The organism is Dorea longicatena, from assembly GCF_025150085.1.
Taxonomy (GTDB): domain Bacteria; phylum Bacillota; class Clostridia; order Lachnospirales; family Lachnospiraceae; genus Dorea_A; species Dorea_A longicatena.
Window position 1 is genome coordinate 1,078,349 of the sequence record NZ_CP102280.1, and the last position, 25,667, is coordinate 1,104,015.

A 25,667-nucleotide genomic window follows, 5' to 3' on the forward strand; every position below is an offset into this window, starting at 1 on the left:
GGATGGCTTGGAACGATCGAAACAAAGAGCGTATGATTATGCTCTGGTCATCGTACTGGGGATTATTATTGTAACAGGGCTTGTGATTCTTTACAGCACAAGTGCATATAATGGGAAACTCAAATTTCAGGATTCGTTTTACTATCTGAAAAAACAGATATTTGCAACGCTTCTTGGAATAGCAGGTATGTGGATCATCGCCAGAGTGGATTATCATGTCTGGAAAAAATGGTCAGTACCGGGGTATCTGGTATCTGTTCTGCTGGGTATTGCGGTTCTTCTGATTGGTGATGAATATAACGGATCCAAAAGATGGTTATCTTTGGGTCCGTTTTCTTTTCAACCGTCGGAATTTGCAAAAGTTGCGGTTATATTGTTTTTGACGTACGTGATTATGCGAAATGTAAAAAGCATGGGGAAATTTACAACGGTCTGTAAAATAGTTGTAAGTGTTCTGCCGGTTGTAGGACTGGTAGGGGCAAGTAATCTAAGTACAGCAATCATTATTCTTGGAATAGCCGTAGTATTGGTATTTGTTGCAAGCCCAAAATATGGTCAGTTTGCATGGATGATATTTCTTGGCTGTGCATTTATGGGAATATTTCTTGCAATGGAAAGTTATCGTCTGGAACGTCTGCAGATATGGCGGCATCCGGAAAATTATGAAAAGGGTTATCAGACATTGCAAGGTCTGTATGCAATTGGTTCGGGAGGATTGTTTGGAAAAGGATTTGGAAGCAGTATTCAGAAATTGGGATTTGTGCCGGAAGCCCAGAATGATATGATTTTTTCTATCATATGTGAGGAATTAGGTCTGGTAGGTGCATCTTTTGTATTATTATTATTTTTAATCTTAATCTGGCGTTTTTTTGTGATAGCTTCACATGCACCGGATCTGGAGGGTGCATTGATTGCATCCGGGGCAATGGCACATATGATGATACAGGTAATCCTGAACATTGCGGTGGTGACGAATACGATCCCGAATACAGGAATAACACTTCCGTTTATCAGTTATGGAGGAACTTCGGTTATGTTCCTGCTTTTTGAAATGGGGCTTGTGCTGAATGTGTCATCTTTGGTAAAATAATATACATGTGGATGAGACACAAGAATGAAAGGAAGTATGAATGATATATGGGAAACCAGAATCAGAAAAGAGAAGGTACAAAAAAGAAAAGAAAAGATAAAAAGAAAAAACATCATGCATATGCCTTGATTGTTTTGATATTGGCGGCTGCCATTATAATCCTTGGAACTGTTTTGCTATTCTATATTCAGGAAGTGGAAGTAAGCGGTAATGAATACTGTGACAGTCAGGAAATAGTTGAATGTGTACAGAATGATAAACTGTCGAAGAATTCCCTGTATGTACTGGCAAAGTATTCGTTGGGCCAAGGAAAGAAGCCGGAGTGCCTGGATACATTGAAAGTCAGTATGAAAAATCCATGGACACTAAAAATTACCGTAAAAGAAAAGACAAGGGTAGGCTGTGTGAAATCGGGAAAAAAATACAGTTATTTTGATCAAACTGAGCTTGTAGTAAATGAAACTGAAGTGAAAGACAGAAAGATACCGGTTGTCAGTGGATTAAAAATAAAGAAAAATAAACTGTACAGCCAGATTAAAACGACAAATCAGACGAAATTTTCCGAAATAGTAGAAGCATGTGGGGAAAGCCAGAGGTATGGAATATACCCGGAAAAGATATATGTAAAGGATCAGCAGATCTATATGGATTTTGGAAACGTAAGAGCATGCCTTGGAAATCAAGTATCCGCAGAACAGATCGCTCAGATCAGACCAATCTTAAAAAAGCTGGGAGATAAAACGGGAATTTTGCATTTGGAGTCGTATTCTGAGAATAACACTACGATTACATTTGAAATGGAAGATATTTCACAAGAAAATTAAGAAAATTAGAGAAATTCTATTGATATTTTATACGAAAGTCTATATTATATACTATATATAGCAAACTGAGTTCATCTCACTTGCTCTATCAATGGGATGTATAATATATAATAAGGATAACAAAGGAGGAGAAACCCTTGCTAGAAATTAAAACAAACGAATCAGAAGCAGCGGCAAAGATTATTGTTGTTGGAGTAGGTGGAGGCGGTAATAACGCGGTAAACCGAATGATTGATGAGCAGATTGCCGGTGTTGAATTTATAGCGGTCAATACAGATAAACAGGCACTTCAGCTGTGTAAAGCTCCGACACTGATGCAGATCGGTGATAAGATTACCAAAGGTCTGGGAGCCGGTGCAAGACCGGAGATCGGTGAGAAAGCAGCAGAAGAAAGTGCAGAAGAAATATCAGCAGCACTGAAAGGTGCCGACATGGTATTCGTAACATGCGGTATGGGCGGTGGTACCGGAACAGGTGCTACACCAGTGATTGCACGTATTGCAAAAGAACAGGGAGCATTAACCGTAGGTGTTGTAACAAAACCGTTCCGTTTTGAGTCTAAGACACGTATGAACAATGCCCTTGCGGGAATTGAAAAATTAAAAGAAAGTGTGGATACACTGATCGTAATTCCAAATGATAAACTGCTGGAGATTGTTGACAGACGCACAACAATGCCGGAAGCTTTAAAGAAAGCTGACGAAGTATTACAGCAGGGTATTCAGGGAATCACAGACCTGATTAATGTACCTTCACTGATCAACCTTGACTTCGCAGATGTACAGACTGTTATGACAGATAAAGGTATTGCCCATATCGGTATCGGTCAGGGACGCGGTGATGATAAGGCTCTGGAGGCTGTGAAACAGGCGGTTGCCAGTCCTCTTCTGGAGACAACGATTGCAGGAGCCTCACATGTTATCATCAATGTATCCGGAGATATCACACTTATGGATGCAGCTGATGCGGCAGAATATGTACAGGAACTTGCAGGAGAAGATGCAAATATCATCTTTGGTGCTATGTACGATGATTCCAGAGCAGATGAAGCAACAATCACTGTAATTGCTACAGGACTTCACAATGTTGGAGGAAGTGCTTCAAAGTTAAAATCAAGACTGGAGAATCAGGGCAGATCTTCGGCTATGCCACATGGTCAGCAGGGACATGCATCCGCATATGAAAGACCGACACGTCAGAATAATACGATGTATACGCAGCAGCAGACTGTACGTACACAGCAGGCTGAACGTCCGGTTTCACCAAGACTTGATTTTGGAACAACAACACAGAGAGAAAATGCTGGAACAACTGCAAGAAGACCGATTGGTGGAACAACTCCTACATTGGATACACCAAGAACACCGGCAAGTAAAGTGAAAGAGCAGTCAATCAAAATTCCAGATTTCTTTAAAAAATAACAATCACATAAAGAGTTATATTACTTAAAAAAGACAGAAGAACTGATGCACATGAATTTGAAGTGTGCACAGTTCTTTCTTTTTTTCTTCTTTTCTTTCTTAAATGTTCTTTTGTTTACGAAAGCAGTCGAACGAAAACCGGCATATCATACATCATATGACAAAATCCTTTCTATAAAATCTATATAATGATACTTGTTTGAAACAACAAATCTATTTCTGTGCACGGAAAGAGAAAGAAGGCCTGATGTGTACTATGAATTATATGTAGATGTGTTCTTTTTGATGAACTTTACGATGGATACAATTCTTTTGGCTTTACTAAAGAAGGCATTGGCACGTCCGGTGAGATATGGCCGCATAATAGCGGGAGGCGTACTGGGAGCAGTATTGACCTGTGTTGTTGTGATATGGCCGTGTAAGACAACTTGGGCGAAATTTATAGTATTTCATGGCGTCATTAATGTATTGATGCTAAGAACCGGTCTGGGATTAAAATGGGGCCGGGAATTGTTCAGAGGATGGGTAATTTTATATATAGAGTCTTTTCTTTTAGGGGGAGTATTACAGTTTGCGGGACAGTATCTGCGGCAGGGAAGTGTATTCTTTGCATTGGCAGTCATCAGTTATTATGTGGTGTTGGGAATCTGGAAGATCATTTTATTGTTTTCGGAGAAAGGAAATCGTTACTGTGAAGTGGTGGTGTTTTTCGGAGAACGAAATTGCAGACTGAGAGCCCTTATAGATACAGGAAATACATTGAAGGATACAGTGAGTAAAGATCCGGTCAGTGTTATGGATCAGGCATCTGTAAAGAGATTGACAGAAGGAAAGCAACCGGAACGATTCAGATATATTCCATATCATTCCATCGGGAAAAAAGAGGGAGTTATGCCTGCATTTCGCATGGATAAGATACAGATCATACGGGATGGATACAGGATAAATGTAGAACATCCATTAGTGGCGGTATGTGAAGAAGAATTAGGGTCAGAAAATTATCAGATGATCATAAATCCAGATATATTGGCAGGAGGAAAGAAAAATGGTGATAAAAGTAGCAGTTCCACATCAGTTTAAATTGAAAGTAATTCCGGATTTGAAGACACTCTTTTTTGTGGACAGAAAAGACATTCATTACATAGGCGGATCGGATATTCTGCCTGCACCTTTAGAGGCGGCGGCAGAAAAGAAAGCAATCAAAGACCTTGGGACAGAAAAAGATGAAAATGCAAGGAAAATACTGATTGAACATAATTTGCGCCTGGTGGTATATATAGCAAAGAAATTTGACAATACAGGAGTGGGGGTAGAGGATCTGATATCCATAGGAACGATTGGTCTTATAAAAGCAATTAATACATTTAATCCTGATAAAAATATCAAACTTGCAACCTATGCATCCAGATGTATTGAAAATGAGATATTAATGTATTTGCGGAGAAATAATAAAACGAGAATGGAAGTATCGATAGATGAACCGCTGAATGTAGACTGGGATGGTAATGAGCTGTTGTTATCAGATATCCTGGGGACGGAAGAAGATGCGATTTATAAGGATTTAGAGAATGAAGCAGAAAAGAAGGTGCTCATCAGAGCTATTGGACGTCTGTCTGGAAGAGAGCAGATGATCATAAGAATGAGATTTGGACTTGGAACGGAGGATGGAGAAGAAAAGACTCAGAAAGAAGTAGCGGATATGCTGGGGATTTCCCAGTCCTATATATCCAGACTGGAGAAAAAGATTATGCAAAGATTGCGTCGGGAGATGGTGAAGTATTCATGAAAATATGATACAATAAAAAGAAAAAAGGGGTTGGTCATATGAGACTTAGCTTTTTTGGAGCAGCCCATGAAGTGACTGGAAGCTGCCATCTTCTTGAAGCGTGTGGAAAGAATATTCTGATTGACTGTGGAATGGAACAAGGACCGGATCTTTATGAGAATCAGGAACTTCCTGTTACACCGGGAGAGGTAGATTACATTCTTCTGACACATGCACATATCGATCATTCGGGAAATATTCCGTTATTGGTTAAAAAGGGATTTTCCGGAGAGATCATTACAACATTTGCAACGGCAGATTTGTGCGATATCATGTTGCGTGACAGTGCCCATATTCAGGAATTTGAGGCGGAATGGAGAAACCGGAAGGCAAGACGAAGCGGGGAACCGGAATACGAACCGATTTATACGGTTGCAGATGCAGATGCGGCGACCAAGCTTCTGGCACCTGTGGATTACGGTCAGAAAATTACATTGTGTGACGGAATAGAAGTCAGATTTAATGATGTAGGGCATCTTCTGGGATCCGCAAGTATTGAAGTGTGGGTAACAGAAGGAGAAGTTTCTAAAAAGATCGTATTTTCCGGAGATGTGGGTAACAAGAATCAACCGATCATCAAAGATCCGCAGCTGGTAAAAGAAGCAGATTATGTAGTGATCGAATCTACATATGGAGACCGGACACATGGAGAGGATATTCCGGATTATGTCGGCGAATTTACAAGAATTTTACGGGAAACATTCCAAAAAGGAGGCAATGTAGTAATCCCATCGTTTGCGGTAGGACGTACGCAGGAAATCCTGTATTTTATCAGAGAGATAAAAGAAAAGAATCTGCTTCCGGAATTCCCGGGATTTGAAGTGTATGTAGACAGTCCGCTGGCAATTGAAGCGACCAATGTGTTTAATAAAAATGTCAAAGGATGCTTTGATGAAGACGCAATGGCGCTTGTCAATCAGGGAATTAACCCACTGTTGTTCCAAGGACTCAAGACAACGATTACCAGTGATGAATCCAGACAGATTAATTTTGATACGAAACCTAAAGTAATCCTGTCTGCATCCGGTATGTGTGAGGCCGGACGTATCAGGCATCACTTGAAACATAATCTGTGGCGGCCGGAATGTACCATCTGTTTTGTTGGATATCAGGCAGTGGGAACGCTTGGAAGAAAGCTGATCGAAGGTGCACAGAGTGTGAAATTATTTGGTGAGAACATCACGGTCAACGCAAAGATAGAAGTGTTAAGGGGAATCAGCGGACATGCAGATATGAATGGACTGTTAGACTGGCTCGCAGGATTTGAAAAGGTACCGGACCGTGTGATGGTTGTACATGGTGAGGATACAGTGACGGATCATTTTGCTGCGCTTGTAGAAGAGCAATTTGGCTGCCCGGCATTTGCACCGTATTCCGGAGGTTCCGTAGATCTTGCGACAAATGAGATCATTACCATTGGTCAGAAGATTCCGAAGAAGGCAGAAGAAAAGCCGAATAAGATTAAAAGTGCATCTGCATTTAACCGTCTGGTGGCAGCAGCCAAACGTCTGTTAAATGTAGTATATAAGAACGAAGGAATTGCCAATAAAGATATGGCAAAATTTGAAACACAGATCCAAAATCTGGCAGACAAATGGGACAGATAACCAACGTCAGACCGGATGTCAAGGAGTAAAAGTTTTTTTAATTTCATAAGAATCCGCATAAGCCTGTGCGATATGGAGAATCATTTTACTAGAAACTGATAGAGAAGATTCTGACAGGAGGTTCGCAATGGCACAGGGAAAAGTAGAAATATGTGGTGTGAATACAGCAAAGCTTCCGATCCTGAATGAAAAGGAGAAGGAAGCTTTGTTTGTGCGTATTAAAGCGGGAGATCAGGAAGCGAAAGAAGAATATATCAAAGGTAATCTAAGACTTGTCTTAAGTGTAATAAGGAGGTTCGGTGCAAGTGGAGAGAATCCGGATGATCTGTTCCAGATTGGCTGTATTGGCCTTATTAAAGCAATCAATAATTTTAATACAGAATTAGAGGTAAAATTTTCCACTTATGCAGTACCTATGATTATCGGAGAAATCAGAAGGTACATGAGAGATAATAATTCCATAAGAGTCAGCCGGTCACTCAGAGACACTGCATACAAGGCAATTTATGCTAAGGAAAACTATATGAAGAAGAATCAGAAAGAGCCTACAGTACAGGAAATCGCTGAGGAGATCGGAATATCCAAAGAAGATATTGTATTTGCACTGGATGCAATCCAGGTACCTATGAGCCTTCAGGAACCGGTGTACAATGATGGAGGAGATGCACTCTATGTAATGGATCAGTTAAGTGATCAGACGAATAAAGAAGAAAAGTGGATAGAAGATTTATCATTGGAAGAAGCAATGAAACATCTGGGAGAGAGGGAACGGTATATTATAAAGCTTCGGTTTTTTCAGGGAAAAACACAGATGGAGGTTGCAGATGAAATACAGATATCACAGGCTCAGGTGAGCAGACTTGAAAAGAATGCGTTGAAAACAATGCGCCAGTACCTTATCTAAGGGCTGGCGTATCGCTTTGTGTGTCATGTATATGACAAAAAAGTCTGATAGATTTTTTTAGTATTGCATTTTTGACAGTCTCATACTATGATATTTGCAGGAGGGATTTGTATAATGAAAGCTTGTATATTTGACCTAGATGGAACATTAACAAATACATTGGAATCTATGACATATTCTGTGAATCTGACACTGAAGGAGATGGGGCTCTCCCAGATCACAAAGGATCAGTGCAGAATGTTTGTCGGAAACGGAGCAAGAGTTCTGATCGAAGAATCTCTGAAAGTGTCGGGGGATCCTAAGGCTTCAAGAATTGAAGAAGGAATGAAAATTTACGGACGTATATTTGATCAGAATTGTATATATCATGTAACACTTTACGAGGGGATTCCGGAGATGTTAAAAGCATTGAAAGACAGAGGAATCCATCTGGCAGTCCTTTCGAATAAGCCGGACCGTCAGACGGTAAAGGTTGTAAAAGAAATCTTTGGAGATAACATTTTTGACTATGCACAGGGACAAAAAGACGGCATCCGCAGAAAACCAGAACCGGACGGAGTCTGGTATCTGATGGAGCAGATGCAGGTATCGAAAGAAGAATGTCTGTATATCGGAGATTCGGAAGTCGATGCGGCAACCGGAAAGAATGCAGGCCTTAAGACAATAGGTGTGCTGTGGGGATTCCGGGACAGGAAAACGTTAGAAACTGCGGGAGCAGATCATCTGATCGAAAGACCGGAAGAACTGTTGCAGTTTGTGTAATATTACGATAAGGGAGGTTGAGATGTATGTACGAATATGATGAAGAATGTCTGAAGACCTTTATCCTGAACCAGGGACAGCTGTTTGACGAACCAGTTGCTGAGACTTTAGAAGAGGCTGAGGCTTTTCTGGAGGATTGTATGGCTTCTATCGTAGACAGCATTGAAGAAGTTAAAGAATTCCTGGATCAGGAGGGAATGGATATCAGCGGAATGTCTGATGAAGAGATCGAAGAGGCATCGGAAGTATTTGCACTTCCAGATGGACGTTATCTTATCGTTGAGGGTTAAGATCAGAACAAGAACAAAAGAGAGCAAAAGAAAAAGCCGCGACTACTTTGTAGTTTCGGCTTTTTTTAGTGCGTTTTCAATGGCCTGAACAATCAACTGGGAAGTATAAGGAGTATCGGAAGAATACTGTATATTCTCAAGAGACTGTTTTTTATAGACCTGTTCGGCAATATCTTCAATCGCCGGTTCGATAAAAGGGTACATGGTTGTGATGGAATCATTCAGATTCGTAAAACGGATTGAATTGATATGCGTTTCATCCACTGTGACCTCAACTTCTAAAGCAGTATTATTCAACGTAATATCGGAAGTGTAGATTCCGGGAGTGTAGATCTTCTTATCATTGGATCCGGAATGGTGTCCGGGACGGAACATGAATATCAAAAGCAGGATCAGAACAATGGCTAATACTGCAAAAATAACGGTATAGATGATTTCCTTCATGTGAAGTACAACAATTTTGGTTTTGGAACTCATAGCGAGACCTCCTGGTATTTTATTTCAAAGATTGTTTTATTTTCTATAATGTATGAAAAAAGTGGAAGAATTATTCATTTAATTTTTCCGTGACAAATGGGAAAGGTTCTTGTAGAATGGTAAAAGAAATGGAAGGTGAAGAATTATGTTTATTATTGCAGGACTTGGGAATCCTACACTTCAGTATGAAGGAACCAGACACAATGTAGGATTTGATGTCATAGATATGCTGGCGGACAGATATAATATTTCTGTAGATGGAAGAAAAGGAAGAGCGCTGGTCGGAAAGGGAATCATTGAGGGTCAGAAAGTGCTTCTGGTAAAACCGCAGACTTACATGAATCTCAGCGGGGAAAGCTTAAGAGAACTGGTCAATTATTATAAGATCGATGAAGAACATGAACTTCTGGTGATCTATGATGATATCAGTTTGGATGTGGGACAGCTAAGGATCCGTAAAAAAGGAAGTGCCGGAGGGCATAACGGAATCAAGAATATCATTGCCAATCTGGGAACGGATGTATTTCCGAGAATCAAGATCGGGGTAGGTGAGAAGCCGAAGAAATATGACCTGGCGGATTATGTGCTGGGACATTTTTCAAAAGAAGACCGTGAATTGATGGAAGAAGGTTATGACCGCGCAGACCATGCGGTGGGAATGATCTTAAATGGAGAGATCGAGGCTGCCATGAATCAGTATAACAGGAAAGTAAAGCCTAAGGAGGCATAAAAGATGCAGGGCTTAATCGGGCCGTTAAAAGAACTGGCAGAGTTTGAAGAACTCTGCAAGAATAAGAAAAAAGATGTGGGAATGATCCGTGTGTGCGGATGTGTGAATTCCCAGAAATCTCATATGATGTATGCACTTGGCGATGGCTGTAAATATAAAGTCATCGCCTGTTCCAGTGAGACAAAAGCAAAACAAATCTATGAAGAATACCGTTTCCTGGACAGTAATACGTATCTGTATCCGGCGAAAGATTTTCTCTTCTATCAGGCAGATATCCGAAGTAAAGAACTGGTAAAGCAGAGAATGGAAGGAATCCAGGCAGTGCTTTCGGGTGAACCGGTAACGGTTGTGACAAGCCTGGACGGCTTCATGGATCATCTGGCACCGAAGGAAAGTATTGCGGAAAAAGTACTTAAGGTACAAAATGACAGCGTTCTCAAATTGGATGAGATGGCAGAGAAGCTTTCGGTTATAGGTTATGACCGGGAAGTGCAGGTGGAAGGACCTGGACAGTTTGCGGTACGTGGAGGAATCCTGGATATCTATCCGCTGACGGAAGAACTTCCGGTGCGTATCGAACTCTGGGGAGATGAGGTGGATTCCATCCGTACGTTTGATGTGGAGAGCCAGCGGTCGATCGAAAATCTGATGGATATTGTAATCTATCCGGCGGTAGAATTCCCACAGAATGGTGAGAAGGGTGTCTCGTTTCTGGATTATTTTCCACCGGAGGATACGATCCTTTTTCTGGATGAACCGGTACGTCTTGTGGAGCGTGGACAGAATATTGAAGATGAATTCATGGAAGCACAGAAGAAACGTCTGGAAAGCGGATATGATTTGGAAGAGGAAGAAGCAAAAATCTTTCCGGTCACTGAGATCCTGAAAAAGATCAATTGTTACAGTAGTATCGGATTCTATGCACTGGGGATGAAATGCAAAGGACTGGAAGTGAGAGAGTCTTATGAGATCCAGGCGAAAAGTGTGAATCCGTATAATAACAGTTTTGAAATGCTGACACAGGATCTGAAACGGTTAAAAAGAAATGGATACAGGGTAATTCTGTTGTCAGGTTCCAGGACCCGTGCGAAGCGTCTGGCGGAAGATTTAAGAGATTATAATCTGAGCAGTTATTACAGTGAAGATCTGGACCGGGAAGTGAAGCCGGGAGAGATCATGACGGCATACGGATATATCGCAGAAGGTTATGAATATCCGATGCTCAAATTCACTGTGATCGCAGAGTCGGACATTTTCGGCAAACGGAAAAAGAAGAAAAAGAGAAAGACATATGAAGGCCGTAAGATCCAGAGCTTTTCGGAACTGAAACCGGGAGACTATGTGGTCCATGAGAATCATGGTGTCGGGGTCTATCAGGGGATCGAGAAGATCGTCGTAGACAAGATTTCGAAGGATTATATGAAGATTTCGTATGCACAGGGCGGAAATCTTTATATCCCGGCAACGCAGCTGGATCTGATCCAGAAATATGCAAGTGCCGATGCCAAGAAACCGAAACTGAACAAGTTGGGAACGCAGGAATGGAACCGGACCAAGACAAAGGTGCGCGGTGCGGTAAAAGAGATTGCAAGGGATCTGGTGAAGCTGTATGCGGCGAGACAGGAACAGGATGGTTATGTCTATGGAGAAGATACTGTCTGGCAGCGGGAATTTGAAGAGATGTTCCCGTTTGAAGAGACAGAAGACCAGATGATGGCGATCGAGGCTGTGAAAAAAGATATGGAAAGCCACAAGATCATGGACCGTCTGGTCTGTGGCGATGTCGGATTCGGAAAAACAGAAGTTGCGATCCGTGCGGCATTCAAAGCAGTACAAGAGAGTAAACAGGTGGTCTATCTGGTTCCGACAACAATCCTTGCACAGCAGCATTACCGGACGTTCGTGCAGCGTATGAAAGACTTTCCGGTGCGGATCGATCTGATGTGCAGATTCCGCACGCCGGCGCAGCAGAAGAAGACAGTCGAGGATGCGAAAAAGGGGCTGGTAGATATTATCATCGGAACACACCGAGTGTTAAGTGAAGATATGAAATTCAAGGATCTCGGGCTTCTGATCATTGATGAAGAGCAGAGATTTGGAGTACAGCACAAAGAGAAGATCAAGAAATTAAAGGAAAATGTAGATGTACTGACGCTTACGGCAACTCCGATCCCGAGAACCCTTCATATGAGCCTGATCGGAATCCGTGACATGAGTGTGCTGGAAGAAGCGCCGAACGACCGTATGCCGATCCAGACGTATGTCATGGAATATAACGATGAGATGGTACGTGAGGCAATTGAACGGGAATGCGCAAGACAGGGACAGGTATATTATGTCTACAACCGCGTGGAAGATATTGATGAAGTGGCAGGACATGTGCAGAAACTGGTGCCGGATCTGACGGTTGCCTATGCACACGGACAGATGCGGGAACACGAACTGGAACGGATTATGTATGATTTCATTAATGGTGAGATTGATGTACTGGTATCTACAACGATCATAGAGACCGGACTGGATATTTCCAATGCGAATACGATGATCATCCACGATGCGGATCGTCTCGGCCTTTCACAGCTTTATCAGCTGCGTGGGCGTGTCGGACGCTCTAACCGTATGGCATATGCATTCCTTCTATACCGGAGAGACAAGATGTTAAAAGAAGTGGCTGAAAAGAGACTGGCGGCCATCCGCGAGTTTACGGATCTTGGTTCGGGATTCAAGATCGCAATGCGGGATCTTGAGATCCGCGGAGCAGGCAATCTTCTAGGAGCAGAACAGCATGGACATATGGAAGCAGTCGGATATGACCTTTACTGTAAGATGCTGAACGAGGCGGTGAAGCAGCTGAAAGGCGAGATGGAAGAAGAGGAGACATTTACAACGACGATGGATCTGAATGTGGATGCATTTATTCCGGCTTCGTATATTCCGAATGAATATCAGAAACTGGATGTTTATAAACGGATCGCTGCAATCGAGAACAGAGAAGAGATGGAAGATATGACAGAAGAACTGATCGACCGTTTCGGAGATATTCCGAAGAAAGTAGAAAAGCTTCTGGAAGTAGCGGCTCTGAAGGCACAGGCACATCAGTTGTATGTAACGGCGGTCGAGCAGAAAGGCGAGGTTTACACATTTACCATGTATGAAAAAGCAAAAGTACATCCGGAGCGGATTCCGAAGCTGATTGAAGATTTTCGTGGCGAGCTGACGTTCAAAGCGGATGGGGTGCAGCCATGCTTTATCTATGAGAAGAAGAGAAGGAATCTGAAAGAGAAGCAGACAGACGCATTGGAAAGTACAAAAAATGTGTTAAATGGGTTGAAAAGATTGATAGGCGAAGAAAAAAGCGGTATAATTGACCCATTAAGCAAATAAAGGCAGGTTAGGATAAATGAAAAAAAGAGCATTAATATTAGCACTGGCAGGAATTATGGCAGCATCACTTATCGGATGTGGATCACGGAAGGACGATGCAGTAGTCGTAAAAGCAGGGGATGAAGAGATTACGGCAGGTGTTGCAAATTTCTATGCAAGATATACACAGGCTCAGTACGAAACGTACTTTGCAAGCTATCTCGGCGGTGATGATATGTGGAGCAGAAATGCATCAGACGGCAAGACATATGAAGAGTCTATCAAGGAGACACTTCTGGATGATCTGAAGAATATGGCTCTTCTGGAAGAACATATGAAAGATTATGATGTGAAGCTTACAAAGGCCGATAAAAAAGCAATCAATGATGCGGCAAAAGAATTTGACAAAGCCAATTCACAGAAGAAAAAAGACAAGGTGTCCGGTTCTAAGGAAAATGTAAAACGTGTCATGACACTGATGGCGATCGAACAGAAAATGCGTGCGGCAATTGTAGCAGATGCGAATGTGAAAGTAACGGATGAAGAAGCGACACAGAAGCATATGCAGTATGTAGAATTTGATTATAGTATAACATCTGATTCTTCAAGCTCATCAGATACTACAGTATCCGAAGCGGAAAAGAAAAAAAACAAAGAGACGGCAGAGGCATTTGCCAAAGGTGCAAAGACAGCAGAAGATTTTGCTGCGTATGCAACGGAACAGGGAACAGAAGCCAAAGATGCCACGTTTGATTCGGATTCAGTAAGTCCGTCTAAGGAAGTCGTAAAAGCAGCAGACAAATTAGGAGAAGGCGAGACGACGGATGTGATCGAAGGTGACACTGCATGCTATGTGGCAAAAGTTACAAGCCTCAATGATAAAACGGCTACAGAGACTAAGAAACAGTCCATGATCACAGACAAACAGGATAAATACTATAAAAAAGTATTAAAGAAATGGAAAAAAGAAGAAAAGATTACAGTCCATAAAGGTAGCTGGAATGAGATTAGCTTTACAAAACTGAGTGTGAAAGCCAAAGACACAAGTACAACCGGAACAGGCAGTACTTCTGGTAACTAAGAGGATTAAAATAATGGGCAGCATCCATCGGGTGCTGCCCATTATTTTGTGATCACTATGCGTTCGGAAGAAGCAGCAGGTGGCGGTTCTGTAGATACCATAGTATACAAGAAGAGCTGCCAGCGGCAGCTCTTGAAGATTTTATTTCATGAAAGTAGATACGATCTCGTTGACGAGCTTGCCGTCAGCTTTTCCCTTTACTTTAGGCATCAGGTTCTTCATGATCTTGCCTTTATCCTTTGCGGTAGGAGCATCCAGTCCCATCTCTGCAAGAACAGAAGCAACGACTTCTTTGATCTCTGCTTCATCCATCATCTTAGGAGCATACTGTTCCAGAACAGCCAGACGCTTGTTGCATTCTTCGATGATCTCTGTACGATCTGCAGGAGTCATATCCAGGGTCTCTTTTGTCTGCTTGATCTCTTTTAAGATTACCTGAGTCTCTTCTTCCGGTGTCAGGTCTTCGCGTTTGTCGATTGCTTTATTCTTAAGAGCTGCAAGCAGCATGGATAAAGTTTCCTTTGTGTCTTTGTCTTTGGCTTTCATGGCTTTGACCATATCAGCACGTACTTCATCAATTTTACTCATGATTCATTCCTCCTAATATTTTCTTCCAACTATTATACAAAACTATTGAAAAAATATCCAGTCTAATATCTGCATGAATAATTCCTTGCTGTTTTCAGCATACTAGCCATATGTTAGAAAATATGGAAAAAACAGAAAAATCAGGAGGAAGATAAATGCTATGAAGGCAACAGGAATCGTAAGAAGAATCGATGATCTGGGGCGTGTGGTCGTGCCAAAAGAGATCAGAAGGACACTGAGGATCAGGGAAGGCGATCCGCTGGAGATATTTACAGACAGAGAAGGTGAGATTATTCTGAAGAAATATTCACCGATAGGGGAACTGTCTGCATTTGCAAAGCAGTATGCGGAAAGTCTGTCGCAGGTTTTGGAATGCCTGGTGGGGATCTGTGATATGGATCAGGTAGTGGCAGCAGCGGGAAATGGAAAGAAAGAGATTCAGGATGAAGATATTACGGGAGAGCTTGGAGAATTTCTGAAAGAACGAAAAACACGGAATGCCAAAGCCGGGGAAAAAAGATATGTACCGATCGTGAGTGTATCAGAACCTTATAAACAGGAGGTGATCAGTCCGATTCTGTGTGCAGGTGATGTGATCGGTGCGGTTTTTCTGCTGAATCAGGAACGTACGGACAGGTTCAAAGATACAGAGCTTTGTCTTGCGGAATATACGGCAAAGGTTCTGGGCAAACAGATGGAACAATAGGACGATTGTAAACAAAAATAAGCGCATAAATCAGATGCTTCCTTCATAATCTGTGATAGATGAGGAGGGAAAGCATGGGAAAAAAGGGACAAAATGAAGTGTGGATCATGTGGATACTGAAATCTCTTCTGGCAGCATATGTAGTGACCGGAATCCTTTTGATGATACTGGCAATGGCGCTGTATAAATTCGAACTTACGGAAGAAGCTGTGACAGCAGGGATCACAGCGGTCTATCTGCTCTCTACATTTGCCGGTGGACTTGTGGCGGGTAAACTTGCAAAGATCAGACGTTTCTTGTGGGGAATTGTACTTGGAATTCTGTACTTCGCATTTCTGTTACTGATTACATGGGGAATCTATCGTACATTTCACGGAAGTGGAACAGAGATTCTGATAACATTTGCGCTGTGTGCGGGAGGTGGTATGGCAGGCGGAATGATATCCTAAGAAAAAGATTGCGAAACCTATGTCAAAATGTTATAATAACGTAAGTTAAGCAATAGTAAGGAGGGATACGAACATGAAACATGTAAAATCATTGAATAAACCTATGAACAGCAATCTGAAAAAAAGCGGATGTGGCGAATGCCAGACATCATGCCAGTCAGCATGTAAGACATCCTGCACAGTAGGAAACCAGACTTGCGAACAGAGCAAATAATTTAAAAAGATATGGGATACTTGGGACAGCGGTCTTTAGGGTCCGCTGTTTCTTGTTGCCATGCATGTGACGAAAAGGTCCGGTGGACCTTTTTTAGTTGTCTGCGGAATTGTTTTTTGATTATTTGACAACATATGGTTTTTGACGGGTAGAAAGATAACGGGAAATTCCCGATATGAAATAAGAAAAATGAGAAAGGGGTACCAAAGGATATGATTCATCAGTACCGTAATAATGGATATAATATCGTTATGGACGTGTACAGCGGATCTGTACATGTAGTAGATGATGTCTGTTATGACGTGATCGCGGAAGTGAACAAGTCAGAAACAGAACCAACTGCCGGATCGTTAAAAGAAGCGGATGTAAAAGAAAAGCTTTTACAGACACTTGGAAACAAATATGAAACATCCGACATTGAAGATGCATTATCAGACGTGATCGAACTGACAGAAGGCGGTCAGTTATTTGTAAAAGATACATATGAATGCATGATCGAAGAAGTAAAGAAGAGAAAGACAGTTGTAAAGGCACTGTGCCTGCATATTGCACACGACTGTAACCTTGCTTGCAAATACTGTTTTGCAGAAGAAGGGGAATATCATGGAAGACGAGCACTTATGAGCTATGAAGTCGGTAAGAAAGCGCTGGACTTCCTGATCAAGAATTCTGGTAACCGCCGTAATCTGGAAGTAGATTTCTTCGGCGGGGAGCCTCTGATGAACTGGCAGGTGGTAAAAGATCTGGTAGCTTACGGAAGAGAGCAGGAGAAGATACATAATAAGCATTTCCGTTTTACAATCACAACGAACGGAGTGCTGTTAAATGATGAAATTCAGGAATTTGTAAATAAAGAAATGGACAATGTAGTGTTGAGCCTGGATGGACGTAAAGAGATCAATGATCAGATGCGTCCGTTTAGAAATGGAAAAGGAAGTTATGATCTGATCGTTCCGAAGTTCCAGAAACTTGCAGAAAGCAGAAATCAGGAAAAATATTACATTCGTGGTACATTTACAAGAAATAATCTGGATTTCTCCAATGATATCATGCATTTTGCAGACCTCGGATTCAAACAGATGTCGATTGAACCGGTTGTTGGAGATGAAAGTGATCCGTATGCGATCAGGGAGGAAGATATTCCTAAGATCATGGAGGAATATGATAAACTCGCCAAGATGATGATCGAACGCGAGAAAGAAGGAAAAGGCTTTAATTTCTTCCATTTTATGATAGATTTAAATGGTGGACCATGTGTGGCAAAACGTTTATCCGGTTGTGGATCCGGAACAGAGTATCTGGCTGTTACACCATGGGGAGACCTCTATCCATGTCATCAGTTTGTCGGACAGGATGATTTCCTGATGGGTAATGTGGATGATGGAATCGTGAAGCCGGAGATTGCTGACGATTTCAGAAGCTGCAATGTGTATTCCAAAGATAAATGCAGAAACTGCTTTGCAAAATTCTACTGCAGCGGCGGATGCATGGCAAACTCTTATAATTTCCATGGTACGATCCATGATACTTATGAGATCGGCTGTGAGATGCAAAGGAAACGTGTAGAGTGTGCGATCATGATGAAGGCAGCACTTGCAGATGAAGAATAATATTTCGAGAGGATGTGTAGGAGAACGATGAAGAAGTCAAAAAGCATACTGAGTTTGCTTCTGGCTGTAATTCTCATCGTCGGACTTGGATTTACTGTGATTACAGGAATTGGCAAATCTAAGTCCGGTGCGATGAAAAACATCAAACTTGGTCTGGATCTTGCCGGTGGTGTAAGTATTACCTATCAGGTAAAAGATAAGAATCCGACCAAAGAAGAGATGAGCGATACGATCTACAAACTGCAAAAGCGTGTAGAACAGTACAGTACAGAAGCAAGTGTATACCAGGAAGGAAATGACCGTATTAACATTGAGATCCCTGGTGTTACAGATGCCAATAAGATTCTGGATGAACTTGGAAAACCAGGTTCCCTTTCATTCCAGACAGCGGATGGAGAAACAGTTCTTACGGGAACAGATGTTAAGAGTGCGTCTGCGAAAACCGGTCAGGATGACATGGGGAATAAAGAATATTCTGTAGAGTTGAATCTGACCAAATCAGGTACCAGCAAATTTGCAACGGCAACGAAAGAAAATATCGGAAAACAGATTGCGATCATCTATGATGGTGAGACAATCTCAAGTCCGGTCGTACGGTCTGAGATCACAGGTGGACAGGCCTATATTACAGGCGACTTCACTTATGAAGAAGCAGATAATCTGGCATCTACGATCCGTATCGGTGGACTGAAACTTCAGCTTGAAGAGCTGCGTTCCAATGTAGTAGGAGCACAGCTTGGAGAACAGGCATTGAATACAAGTTTAAAAGCCGGTATTATTGGTCTGATCCTTGTATTCCTGTTCATGATTTTTGTATACAGACTTCCGGGACTGGCATCAAGCCTTGCGCTGGTCATCTATACAGAGATCGTACTTGTAATATTGAATGCGTTTGATGTAACGCTGACCCTTCCGGGTATTGCCGGTATCATTTTAAGTATTGGTATGGCAGTAGATGCGAATGTTATCATCTTTGCCCGTGTACGTGAAGAGATGGCAAGAGGAAGAAGTGTAAAAGTATCCTTAAAATCAGGATTCCAGAAAGCTATGTCAGCAATTGTTGACGGTAATGTGACAACACTGATCGCGGCTGCGGTTCTGTGGTTTAAAGGTTCCGGAACAGTCAAAGGATTTGCGCAGACTCTGGCAATCGGTATTGTGGTATCAATGTTTACAGCACTGGTGATTACACGTATGATCGTGTTTGCGTTCTATGGAATCGGAATCCGAAAAGAGAGTCTGTATTACCATAAGATGAAAGAAAGAAAGCCAATCAACTTCCTTGGCAAGAAGAAAGTGTTCTTCAGTATTTCTATTGCAATGATCCTTGCAGGATTCGTGGTTATGGGAGTACATTCTGCCCAGGGTAACGGGGCATTGGCTTACAGTCTGGATTTCAAGGGCGGAACATCTATGAATGTGAAGTTTGACAAAGATTATTCCATCGATGAGATTGATAAAGAGATCGTTCCTGTTGTAGAAAAAGTGACAGGAGATTATAATATCCAGACACAGAAAGTATCCGGAACAAAACAGGTAGTCATCAAGACAGTAACTTTAAGTCTGTCTGAACGTGAGAAGGTAAATAAGGCACTGGAAGATAATTTTGGTGTAAAAGAATCTGATATCACAGCGGAAAATATCAGTTCAACGATCAGTAATGAGATGCGTCAGGATGCAGTGATCGCAGTGATCGTGGCAACAATTTTTATGTTGCTTTATATCTGGTTCCGTTTCAAAGATGTACGTTTTGCTACAAGTGCGGTGCTGGCATTATTACATGATGTACTGGTTGTACTGGCATTCTATGCAGTATCCAGAATCTCAGTCGGAGGTACATTTATTGCTTGTATGCTGACGATTGTAGGTTATTCGATCAACGCGACGATCGTAATCTTTGACCGTATCCGTGAGGAACTTCCGCTTATGAAGAGAAATACAGATCTGTCAGAACTTGTAAATAAGTGTATTACACAGACACTGACAAGAAGTATTTATACTTCACTGACAACATTTATCATGGTTGCGGTACTGTTTATTATGGGTGTAAGTTCTATTCGTGAGTTCGCAGCACCTCTGATGGTAGGTATCGTCTGCGGTGGATATTCTTCTGTATGTGTTACAGGAGCACTGTGGTATGTAATGAAGACGAAAGTCGGCAAAAAAGCACAGCCAAAGAAAAAGAAAAAATAGATCATAAAATGAACCGGGAAGCAGTTATGCCTATTGACAGGGCATAACTGCTTTTTTTAAAATAGAGACATAATATTTTGACGGACAGATACAAAGGGGATAAAGATAAATGGAACGATGGGTTCTGCTGCGCAAAGGTGCAGATTTTGAAGCGATAGGAAAGAAATATCAGATTAGTCCGAGACTGGCATGCCTGATCCGCAACAGGGATGTGATCGGAGAAGAGGCAATCGAACGTTATCTGAATGGAACGATCAGTGATCTGTATGATGGGATGCTGATGAAAGATGCGGATAAGGCGATTGACATTTTGAAAGAAAAGATTGCAGAGGAGAAGAAAATCCGGGTGATCGGAGATTATGATATTGATGGTGTGAATGCGACGTATATTTTGCTGGAGGGGCTGGAACGTCTCGGGGCATATGTGGACAGTGATATTCCGGACCGCATAGGTGATGGATATGGTCTGAATCGGCATCTGATCGACCGGGCTTACGATGCCGGAATCGATACGATCATTACCTGTGATAATGGAATCGCAGCAGCAAATGAGATTGCATATGGCAAAGAACTGGGCATGACGATCATCGTAACGGATCATCATGAGATCCCGTTCGATGAAATAGACGGAGAAAAGATATACAGACTTCCACCAGCGGATGCAGTGATCGATCCGAAGCAGAAGGACTGTGTATATCCGTTCAAGGGACTCTGTGGCGCGGCGGTTGCATATAAACTGATGGAGGCGTTGTGGGAAAGCATGGGGAAAGATTCCACTGATCTGGATGATCTGATTGAAAATGTTGCAATCGCAACGGTCGGTGACGTGATGGATCTGGAGGATGAGAACCGGATCTTTGTCAAAGAAGGACTGCAGATGCTTAAGCGAACGAAGAATCCGGGACTGAAAGCACTGATAGAATGTACAGGAATTGATAAAGAAAGTCTGAATTCTTATCATATAGGGTTTGTTCTGGGCCCCTGTATCAACGCAAGCGGGAGGCTGGATACAGCAAAGCGGGCACTGAAACTTCTGCGGGTGCGTACACAGAAAGAAGCGGATATTCTTGCGGGTGATTTAAAAGCATTAAATGACAGCAGAAAGGATATGACCGAAGAAGCAGTAAAGCTTGCGAAAGAACAGGTGGAGACGACAGATTTATCCGACGACAGGGTACTGGTCATCTATCTGCCGGATTGTCATGAAAGCCTTGCGGGGATTGTTGCGGGAAGAATAAGGGAATGCTATTACAAACCGGTATTCGTACTGACGGATGCAGAGGATGGTGCGAAAGGATCCGGACGGTCGATCGACGGATATCATATGTATGAGGAACTGAATAAATGCAAAGATATCCTGACGAAGTTTGGCGGACACCGGCTGGCAGCAGGACTTTCTCTGGAAAAAGAGAATATCGCAGAATTCCGGAGAAGACTGAATGAGAACTGCACCCTGACGGAAGAAGAAATGAAAGAAAAAGTCACGATTGATATGGAGATGCCGTTTCTTTGTGTGACGGAAGAACTGGTGAAAGAGCTGGAACTTCTGGAACCATTCGGAAAAGGGAATACAAAGCCGATATTTGCCGCACGCGGAGTGACGCTTCTGGGAGCGAGAATACTTGGAAAGAACAGAAATGTACTGAAGATAAAGGCACAGGATGCAAACGGAAGTGTCATAGAAGCCATGCTGTTCCAGAATGTGGAAGGATTCTTAAAGAATATGGAAGAGACCTACGGGCGCATGGAGGTGGATGCTCTTTTACAAGGCAGAGGCGGTCATATAAAAATTGCGGTGACTTATTATCCCGATATCAATGAATATATGGGAAAGAGAACACCGCAGATTGTGATCACACATTACCGTTAAGCTGGTTTCTCTCGTTGCAGTGTGAAAACCATAGATTGAAAATCAGAACGAGTAATGGTATACTTAAAGTTGTATTTTAGACAGAAATGGAGAGAGTATCATGAAACCGATAGAAGAGTATGTAAGAAGTATTCCGGATTTTCCGGAATCGGGAATTATATTCAGAGACGTAACAAGCATCCTTCAGGATGCAGATGGATTACATCTGGCGATAGACCTGATGCAGGAAAAATTAAAAGACGTGGATTTTGATGTGGTTGTAGGACCGGAATCAAGAGGATTTATCTTTGGTGTACCGATCGCATATAATCTGCACAAGCCATTTATCCCAATCAGAAAAAAAGGAAAACTCCCATGCGAGACGGTTTCTGTTGAATATGAACTGGAGTATGGCACAGCCACGATCGAGATGCACAAAGATGCAATCAAGCCGGGGCAGAAAGTGGTTATTATTGATGACCTGATTGCTACAGGCGGAACCAACGAGGCTATGGTGAAGATGATCGAAAGCCTCGGCGGAGAAGTGGTAAAAGCAGTATTTCTGATGGAACTTGCCGGGTTAAAAGGAAGAGAAAGATTAGAAGGATATGATGTGGACGCTGTGATCACATATCCTGGAAAATAAAAAGAGAGAAATCAAGGGAAGGAGGCGTTAATATGTCTGATAAGACAACCTATGAATCACTGGACAACCGGATCGCACCGGAAGCACTGACAGAAGATCACACGAAAGGGCTTGCAGTTGTAGACGGGCATGCGGTAAAATCTCAGGAAGATTATGAGGACCCGAACCGGTTATATGACATGTTAATTGCCCGTATCCGAAAGTATCATCCGTCCACAGATGTTTCTATGATTGAAAAGGCTTATAAGCTGGCGGTAAAGGCGCATGGAGATCAGCGCAGGAAATCCGGAGAACCATATATCATCCATCCTTTGTGGGTAGCGATCATTCTGGCTGATCTGGAGATGGATAAAGAGACGATTGCGGCAGGTATGCTGCATGATGTGGTAGAAGATACAAAGTTTACGGAAGAAGATATCCGGAGGGAATTTGGAGATGAGGTAGCACTTCTGGTAGATGGAGTTACCAAACTGGGAAGACTCTCTTATTCATCGGATAAACTGGAGGTACAGGCAGAAAACCTGCGTAAGATGTTCCTTGCCATGGCGAAGGATATCCGTGTGATCATTATCAAACTGGCAGACCGTCTGCATAATATGCGTACCTTGCAGTTCATGACGCCGGCAAAGCAGAAAGAAAAAGCGAAAGAGACGATGGACATCTATGCGCCGATCGCACAGCGTCTTGGTATATCTAAGATCAAGACGGAACTGGATGACCTGGCACTTAAGTATTCCCAGCCGGAGGTGTTCTATGACCTGGTGAACCAGATCAATGCAAGAAAGACAGAGAGGGAAGAATTCGTAGAGCAGATCGTAGAAGAAGTATCGACACATATGAAGAATGCGAATATCAAAGCAGAGGTCAACGGACGTGTCAAACATTTCTTCAGTATCTATAAGAAGATGGTGAATCAGGATAAGACGGTTGACCAGATCTATGATCTGTTTGCTGTGCGTATCATAGTAGAATCTGTAAAAGACTGTTATGCGGCGCTGGGTGTGATCCATGAGATGTATACGCCGATTCCGGGACGTTTTAAAGACTATATTGCTATGCCGAAGCCGAATATGTACCAGTCACTGCATACGACACTGATGAGTTCGGTCGGACAGCCGTTCGAGATCCAGATCCGTACAGAAGAGATGCATAAGACAGCTGAATATGGTATCGCTGCACACTGGAAGTATAAAGAATCCAATGACGGTAAGAAGAGTGTGGAGGCACAGGAGGAAGAGAAGTTAAGCTGGCTGCGTCAGATCCTGGAGTGGCAGAGAGACATGTCGGATAACAGAGAATTCCTGAACCTGATCAAAGGAGATCTGGATCTGTTTGCAGAGGATGTCTATTGCTTTACTCCGCAGGGAGATGTAAAGAACCTGCCGAATGGTTCAACTCCGATCGATTTTGCTTATGCGATCCACAGTGCGGTCGGTAACAAGATGGTAGGAGCCAGAGTCAACGGAAAACTTGTTAACATTGATTATAAGATTCAGAATGGCGACAGAATCGAGATCCTGACATCCCAGAATTCCAAGGGACCAAGCCGTGACTGGCTGAATATTGTAAAGAGTACCCAGGCAAAGAATAAGATCAACCAGTGGTTCAAGAAAGAGTTCAAGGAAAGCAATATCATCCGCGGTAAGGATATGATTGCGACGTACTGCAGAGCGAAAAGTATCAATGTTGCAAATATCATCCAGCCGAAATATCAGGAGATTGTTCAGAAAAAATACGGATTCAAAGACTGGGATTCTGTATTGGCGGCAATCGGACATGGCGGCTTAAAAGAAGGCCAGGTCGTGAATCGTCTTGCTGAAGAATATGGAAAAGATCACAGACAGGCAATTACCGATGAAGTTGTTCTGGAGAGAGTGGCAGAAGCAGCGAAGAATAAAGTACACATTGCCAAGTCAAAGAGTGGCATTGTTGTCAAGGGAATTGATGATATGGCAGTCCGTTTCTCCAGATGCTGTAACCCGGTACCGGGAGATGAGATCGTCGGATTTGTTACACGTGGAAGAGGACTTTCCATTCACCGAACGGACTGTATCAATATGATCCACCTGTCCGAATCGGAACGTGCAAGACTGATTCCTGCAGAGTGGGAGACCGAAGTGACGGAAAAATCCGGCGGTCAGTATCTTGCAGAGATCAAGATGTATGCGAATGACCAGCAGGGACTTCTGATGGAGATATCCCGAATCTTCACTGAGGGAAACGTAGATGTCAAATCTATGAATGTCCGTACCAGTAAGAAGGGAACGGCAACGATCGAGATGGGATTCATCGTTCACGGCCGTGAAGAATTGGAGCGCATCGTGAAGAAGCTGCAGCAGCTTTCCGGAATCATAGATATAGAAAGGGCAACAGGCTAAAAGTATGAAGATAGAAAAATACGTAGTGGGAATGATCGGTACCAATTGTTATCTGGTGATCAATGAAGAGACAAAGGATACGGTCATGGTTGACCCGGGAGCATATCCGGCAAAATTAAAGAATGCCGTGAAAGAGCAGGGACTGAAGCTGAAGGCTGTACTTCTGACACATGCACATTTTGACCATATTATGGGACTTTCCGATGTGATGGAAGATATAAAAGTTCCAGTATATGTGGAAGAAGCAGATCTACCGATGATGATGGACGGTGAAAGCAATCTGTCTTCTGGTTATATGCGCGGAGGATATCAGTTCGCGGATGCGGTTCCGGTCAGAGACGGACAGCAGCTTCAAATTGCAGGCTTTCAGTTCCGTGTGATCCATACACCGGGACATACACCGGGCGGATGCTGCTATTATATGGAACAGGAAGATGTTCTTTTTAGCGGTGATACATTGTTCCGTACATCCGTCGGACGTTCGGACTTCCCAGGTGGAAGTGCATCAGCACTGGTCCGTTCTGTAAAAGAAAAGCTTTTGATATTACCGGAAGAGACGCATGTATATCCGGGGCATATGGAAGAGACGACGATTGGTTATGAAAAGCGTCATAATCCATTTGTATAATGAACGATAAGAAAAGACAGTGAAAGAAAACG

At 42.6% G+C, this 25,667-nt stretch carries 23 protein-coding genes; 21 read left to right on the top strand and 2 right to left on the bottom strand.

Annotation, left to right across the window (positions count from 1 at the left end; translation table 11 throughout):
* Positions 1-7 precede the first annotated feature (7 nt).
* The 9 genes from NQ508_RS05085 to NQ508_RS05125 all read left to right on the top strand — a co-directional run bounded on the left by NQ508_RS05085 (position 8) and on the right by NQ508_RS05125 (position 8,723).
* Positions 8-1,090: an FtsW/RodA/SpoVE family cell cycle protein gene (locus tag NQ508_RS05085; RefSeq protein ID WP_022414996.1), complete on the top strand. Its 1,083-nt coding sequence runs from the start codon at positions 8-10 to the stop codon at positions 1,088-1,090.
* Positions 1,091-1,137: 47 nt separating this feature from the next.
* On the top strand, positions 1,138-1,914 hold the full coding sequence (locus tag NQ508_RS05090; RefSeq protein WP_259829025.1) for a cell division protein FtsQ/DivIB: 777 nt from the start codon (positions 1,138-1,140) through the stop codon (positions 1,912-1,914).
* Between the two features lie 137 nt (positions 1,915-2,051).
* Positions 2,052-3,335 carry a cell division protein FtsZ gene (gene ftsZ / locus NQ508_RS05095; RefSeq protein WP_044919801.1) on the top strand — a complete coding sequence of 428 codons (1,284 nt, stop codon included), beginning with the start codon at positions 2,052-2,054 and terminating at the stop codon, positions 3,333-3,335.
* A gap of 249 nt (positions 3,336-3,584) precedes the next feature.
* A complete protein-coding gene (locus NQ508_RS05100) occupies positions 3,585-4,415 on the top strand; it encodes a sigma-E processing peptidase SpoIIGA (protein ID WP_044919799.1) in 831 nt (276 codons plus the stop codon).
* A complete protein-coding gene (gene sigE, locus NQ508_RS05105; protein ID WP_006427096.1) occupies positions 4,381-5,121 on the top strand; it encodes an RNA polymerase sporulation sigma factor SigE in 741 nt (246 codons plus the stop codon). Before NQ508_RS05100 ends, sigE begins: the two co-directional genes overlap by 35 nt.
* Positions 5,122-5,159: 38 nt before the next feature.
* Positions 5,160-6,767: an MBL fold metallo-hydrolase RNA specificity domain-containing protein gene (locus tag NQ508_RS05110; RefSeq protein WP_006427095.1), complete on the top strand. Its 1,608-nt coding sequence runs from the start codon at positions 5,160-5,162 to the stop codon at positions 6,765-6,767.
* Between the two features lie 127 nt (positions 6,768-6,894).
* Positions 6,895-7,671 (top strand): RNA polymerase sporulation sigma factor SigG, encoded by a 777-nt coding sequence (sigG, locus tag NQ508_RS05115; protein WP_006427094.1) that lies wholly within the window; start codon positions 6,895-6,897, stop codon positions 7,669-7,671.
* A gap of 114 nt (positions 7,672-7,785) precedes the next feature.
* On the top strand, positions 7,786-8,433 hold the full coding sequence (locus tag NQ508_RS05120; protein WP_155115962.1) for an HAD family hydrolase: 648 nt from the start codon (positions 7,786-7,788) through the stop codon (positions 8,431-8,433).
* A gap of 26 nt (positions 8,434-8,459) precedes the next feature.
* The gene (locus NQ508_RS05125) at positions 8,460-8,723 is read left to right on the top strand and encodes a hypothetical protein (RefSeq protein ID WP_006427092.1); all 264 of its coding nucleotides are present in this window, start codon (positions 8,460-8,462) and stop codon (positions 8,721-8,723) included.
* A 42-nt stretch (positions 8,724-8,765) separates the two neighbouring features.
* Here NQ508_RS05125 and NQ508_RS05130 read toward each other — a convergent pair whose 3' ends face one another.
* Entirely contained in the window at positions 8,766-9,200 is a 435-nt protein-coding gene (locus NQ508_RS05130) for an FMN-binding protein (protein ID WP_006427091.1), read from the bottom strand.
* A 145-nt stretch (positions 9,201-9,345) separates the two neighbouring features.
* Between NQ508_RS05130 and pth the strand changes: the two genes are divergently transcribed.
* From pth to NQ508_RS05145, 3 genes are read left to right on the top strand one after another with little or no spacing between them, the layout of a single operon-like run.
* Positions 9,346-9,930: an aminoacyl-tRNA hydrolase gene (gene pth, locus NQ508_RS05135; RefSeq protein WP_006427089.1), complete on the top strand. Its 585-nt coding sequence runs from the start codon at positions 9,346-9,348 to the stop codon at positions 9,928-9,930.
* A gap of 3 nt (positions 9,931-9,933) precedes the next feature.
* A complete protein-coding gene (gene mfd, locus NQ508_RS05140) occupies positions 9,934-13,314 on the top strand; it encodes a transcription-repair coupling factor (protein WP_006427088.1) in 3,381 nt (1,126 codons plus the stop codon).
* A gap of 16 nt (positions 13,315-13,330) precedes the next feature.
* A complete protein-coding gene (locus NQ508_RS05145; RefSeq protein ID WP_006427087.1) occupies positions 13,331-14,374 on the top strand; it encodes a peptidylprolyl isomerase in 1,044 nt (347 codons plus the stop codon).
* A 141-nt stretch (positions 14,375-14,515) separates the two neighbouring features.
* Here the strand turns inward: NQ508_RS05145 and NQ508_RS05150 are convergent, their stop codons facing one another.
* Positions 14,516-14,962 (bottom strand): GatB/YqeY domain-containing protein, encoded by a 447-nt coding sequence (locus NQ508_RS05150; protein ID WP_006427086.1) that lies wholly within the window; start codon positions 14,960-14,962, stop codon positions 14,516-14,518.
* A 160-nt stretch (positions 14,963-15,122) separates the two neighbouring features.
* Here NQ508_RS05150 and NQ508_RS05155 point away from each other — a divergent pair, with 160 nt between their 5' ends.
* The 9 genes from NQ508_RS05155 (at position 15,123) to NQ508_RS05195 (ending at position 25,635) form a co-directional block, all read left to right on the top strand.
* Entirely contained in the window at positions 15,123-15,668 is a 546-nt protein-coding gene (locus NQ508_RS05155; protein ID WP_006427085.1) for a stage V sporulation T C-terminal domain-containing protein, read from the top strand.
* A gap of 74 nt (positions 15,669-15,742) precedes the next feature.
* A complete protein-coding gene (locus NQ508_RS05160) occupies positions 15,743-16,117 on the top strand; it encodes a TIGR04086 family membrane protein (RefSeq protein ID WP_044919797.1) in 375 nt (124 codons plus the stop codon).
* 73 nt (positions 16,118-16,190) lie between these two features.
* The gene (scfA, locus tag NQ508_RS05165; RefSeq protein ID WP_022415003.1) at positions 16,191-16,331 is read left to right on the top strand and encodes a six-cysteine ranthipeptide SCIFF; all 141 of its coding nucleotides are present in this window, start codon (positions 16,191-16,193) and stop codon (positions 16,329-16,331) included.
* A 212-nt stretch (positions 16,332-16,543) separates the two neighbouring features.
* A complete protein-coding gene (gene scfB, locus NQ508_RS05170) occupies positions 16,544-17,941 on the top strand; it encodes a thioether cross-link-forming SCIFF peptide maturase (protein WP_006427083.1) in 1,398 nt (465 codons plus the stop codon).
* Positions 17,942-17,968: 27 nt separating this feature from the next.
* Entirely contained in the window at positions 17,969-20,134 is a 2,166-nt protein-coding gene (locus tag NQ508_RS05175) for a protein translocase subunit SecDF (RefSeq protein ID WP_006427082.1), read from the top strand.
* Between the two features lie 109 nt (positions 20,135-20,243).
* The gene (gene recJ, locus NQ508_RS05180) at positions 20,244-22,004 is read left to right on the top strand and encodes a single-stranded-DNA-specific exonuclease RecJ (RefSeq protein ID WP_006427081.1); all 1,761 of its coding nucleotides are present in this window, start codon (positions 20,244-20,246) and stop codon (positions 22,002-22,004) included.
* Positions 22,005-22,104: 100 nt separating this feature from the next.
* Positions 22,105-22,629, top strand: a complete 525-nt coding sequence (locus NQ508_RS05185; RefSeq protein WP_006427080.1) for an adenine phosphoribosyltransferase — start codon at positions 22,105-22,107, stop codon at positions 22,627-22,629.
* 32 nt (positions 22,630-22,661) lie between these two features.
* Complete coding sequence (locus tag NQ508_RS05190) at positions 22,662-25,007, top strand: RelA/SpoT family protein (protein ID WP_006427079.1); 2,346 nt, start codon at positions 22,662-22,664, stop codon at positions 25,005-25,007.
* A gap of 4 nt (positions 25,008-25,011) precedes the next feature.
* Entirely contained in the window at positions 25,012-25,635 is a 624-nt protein-coding gene (locus NQ508_RS05195; RefSeq protein WP_006427078.1) for an MBL fold metallo-hydrolase, read from the top strand.
* Positions 25,636-25,667 lie beyond the last annotated feature (32 nt).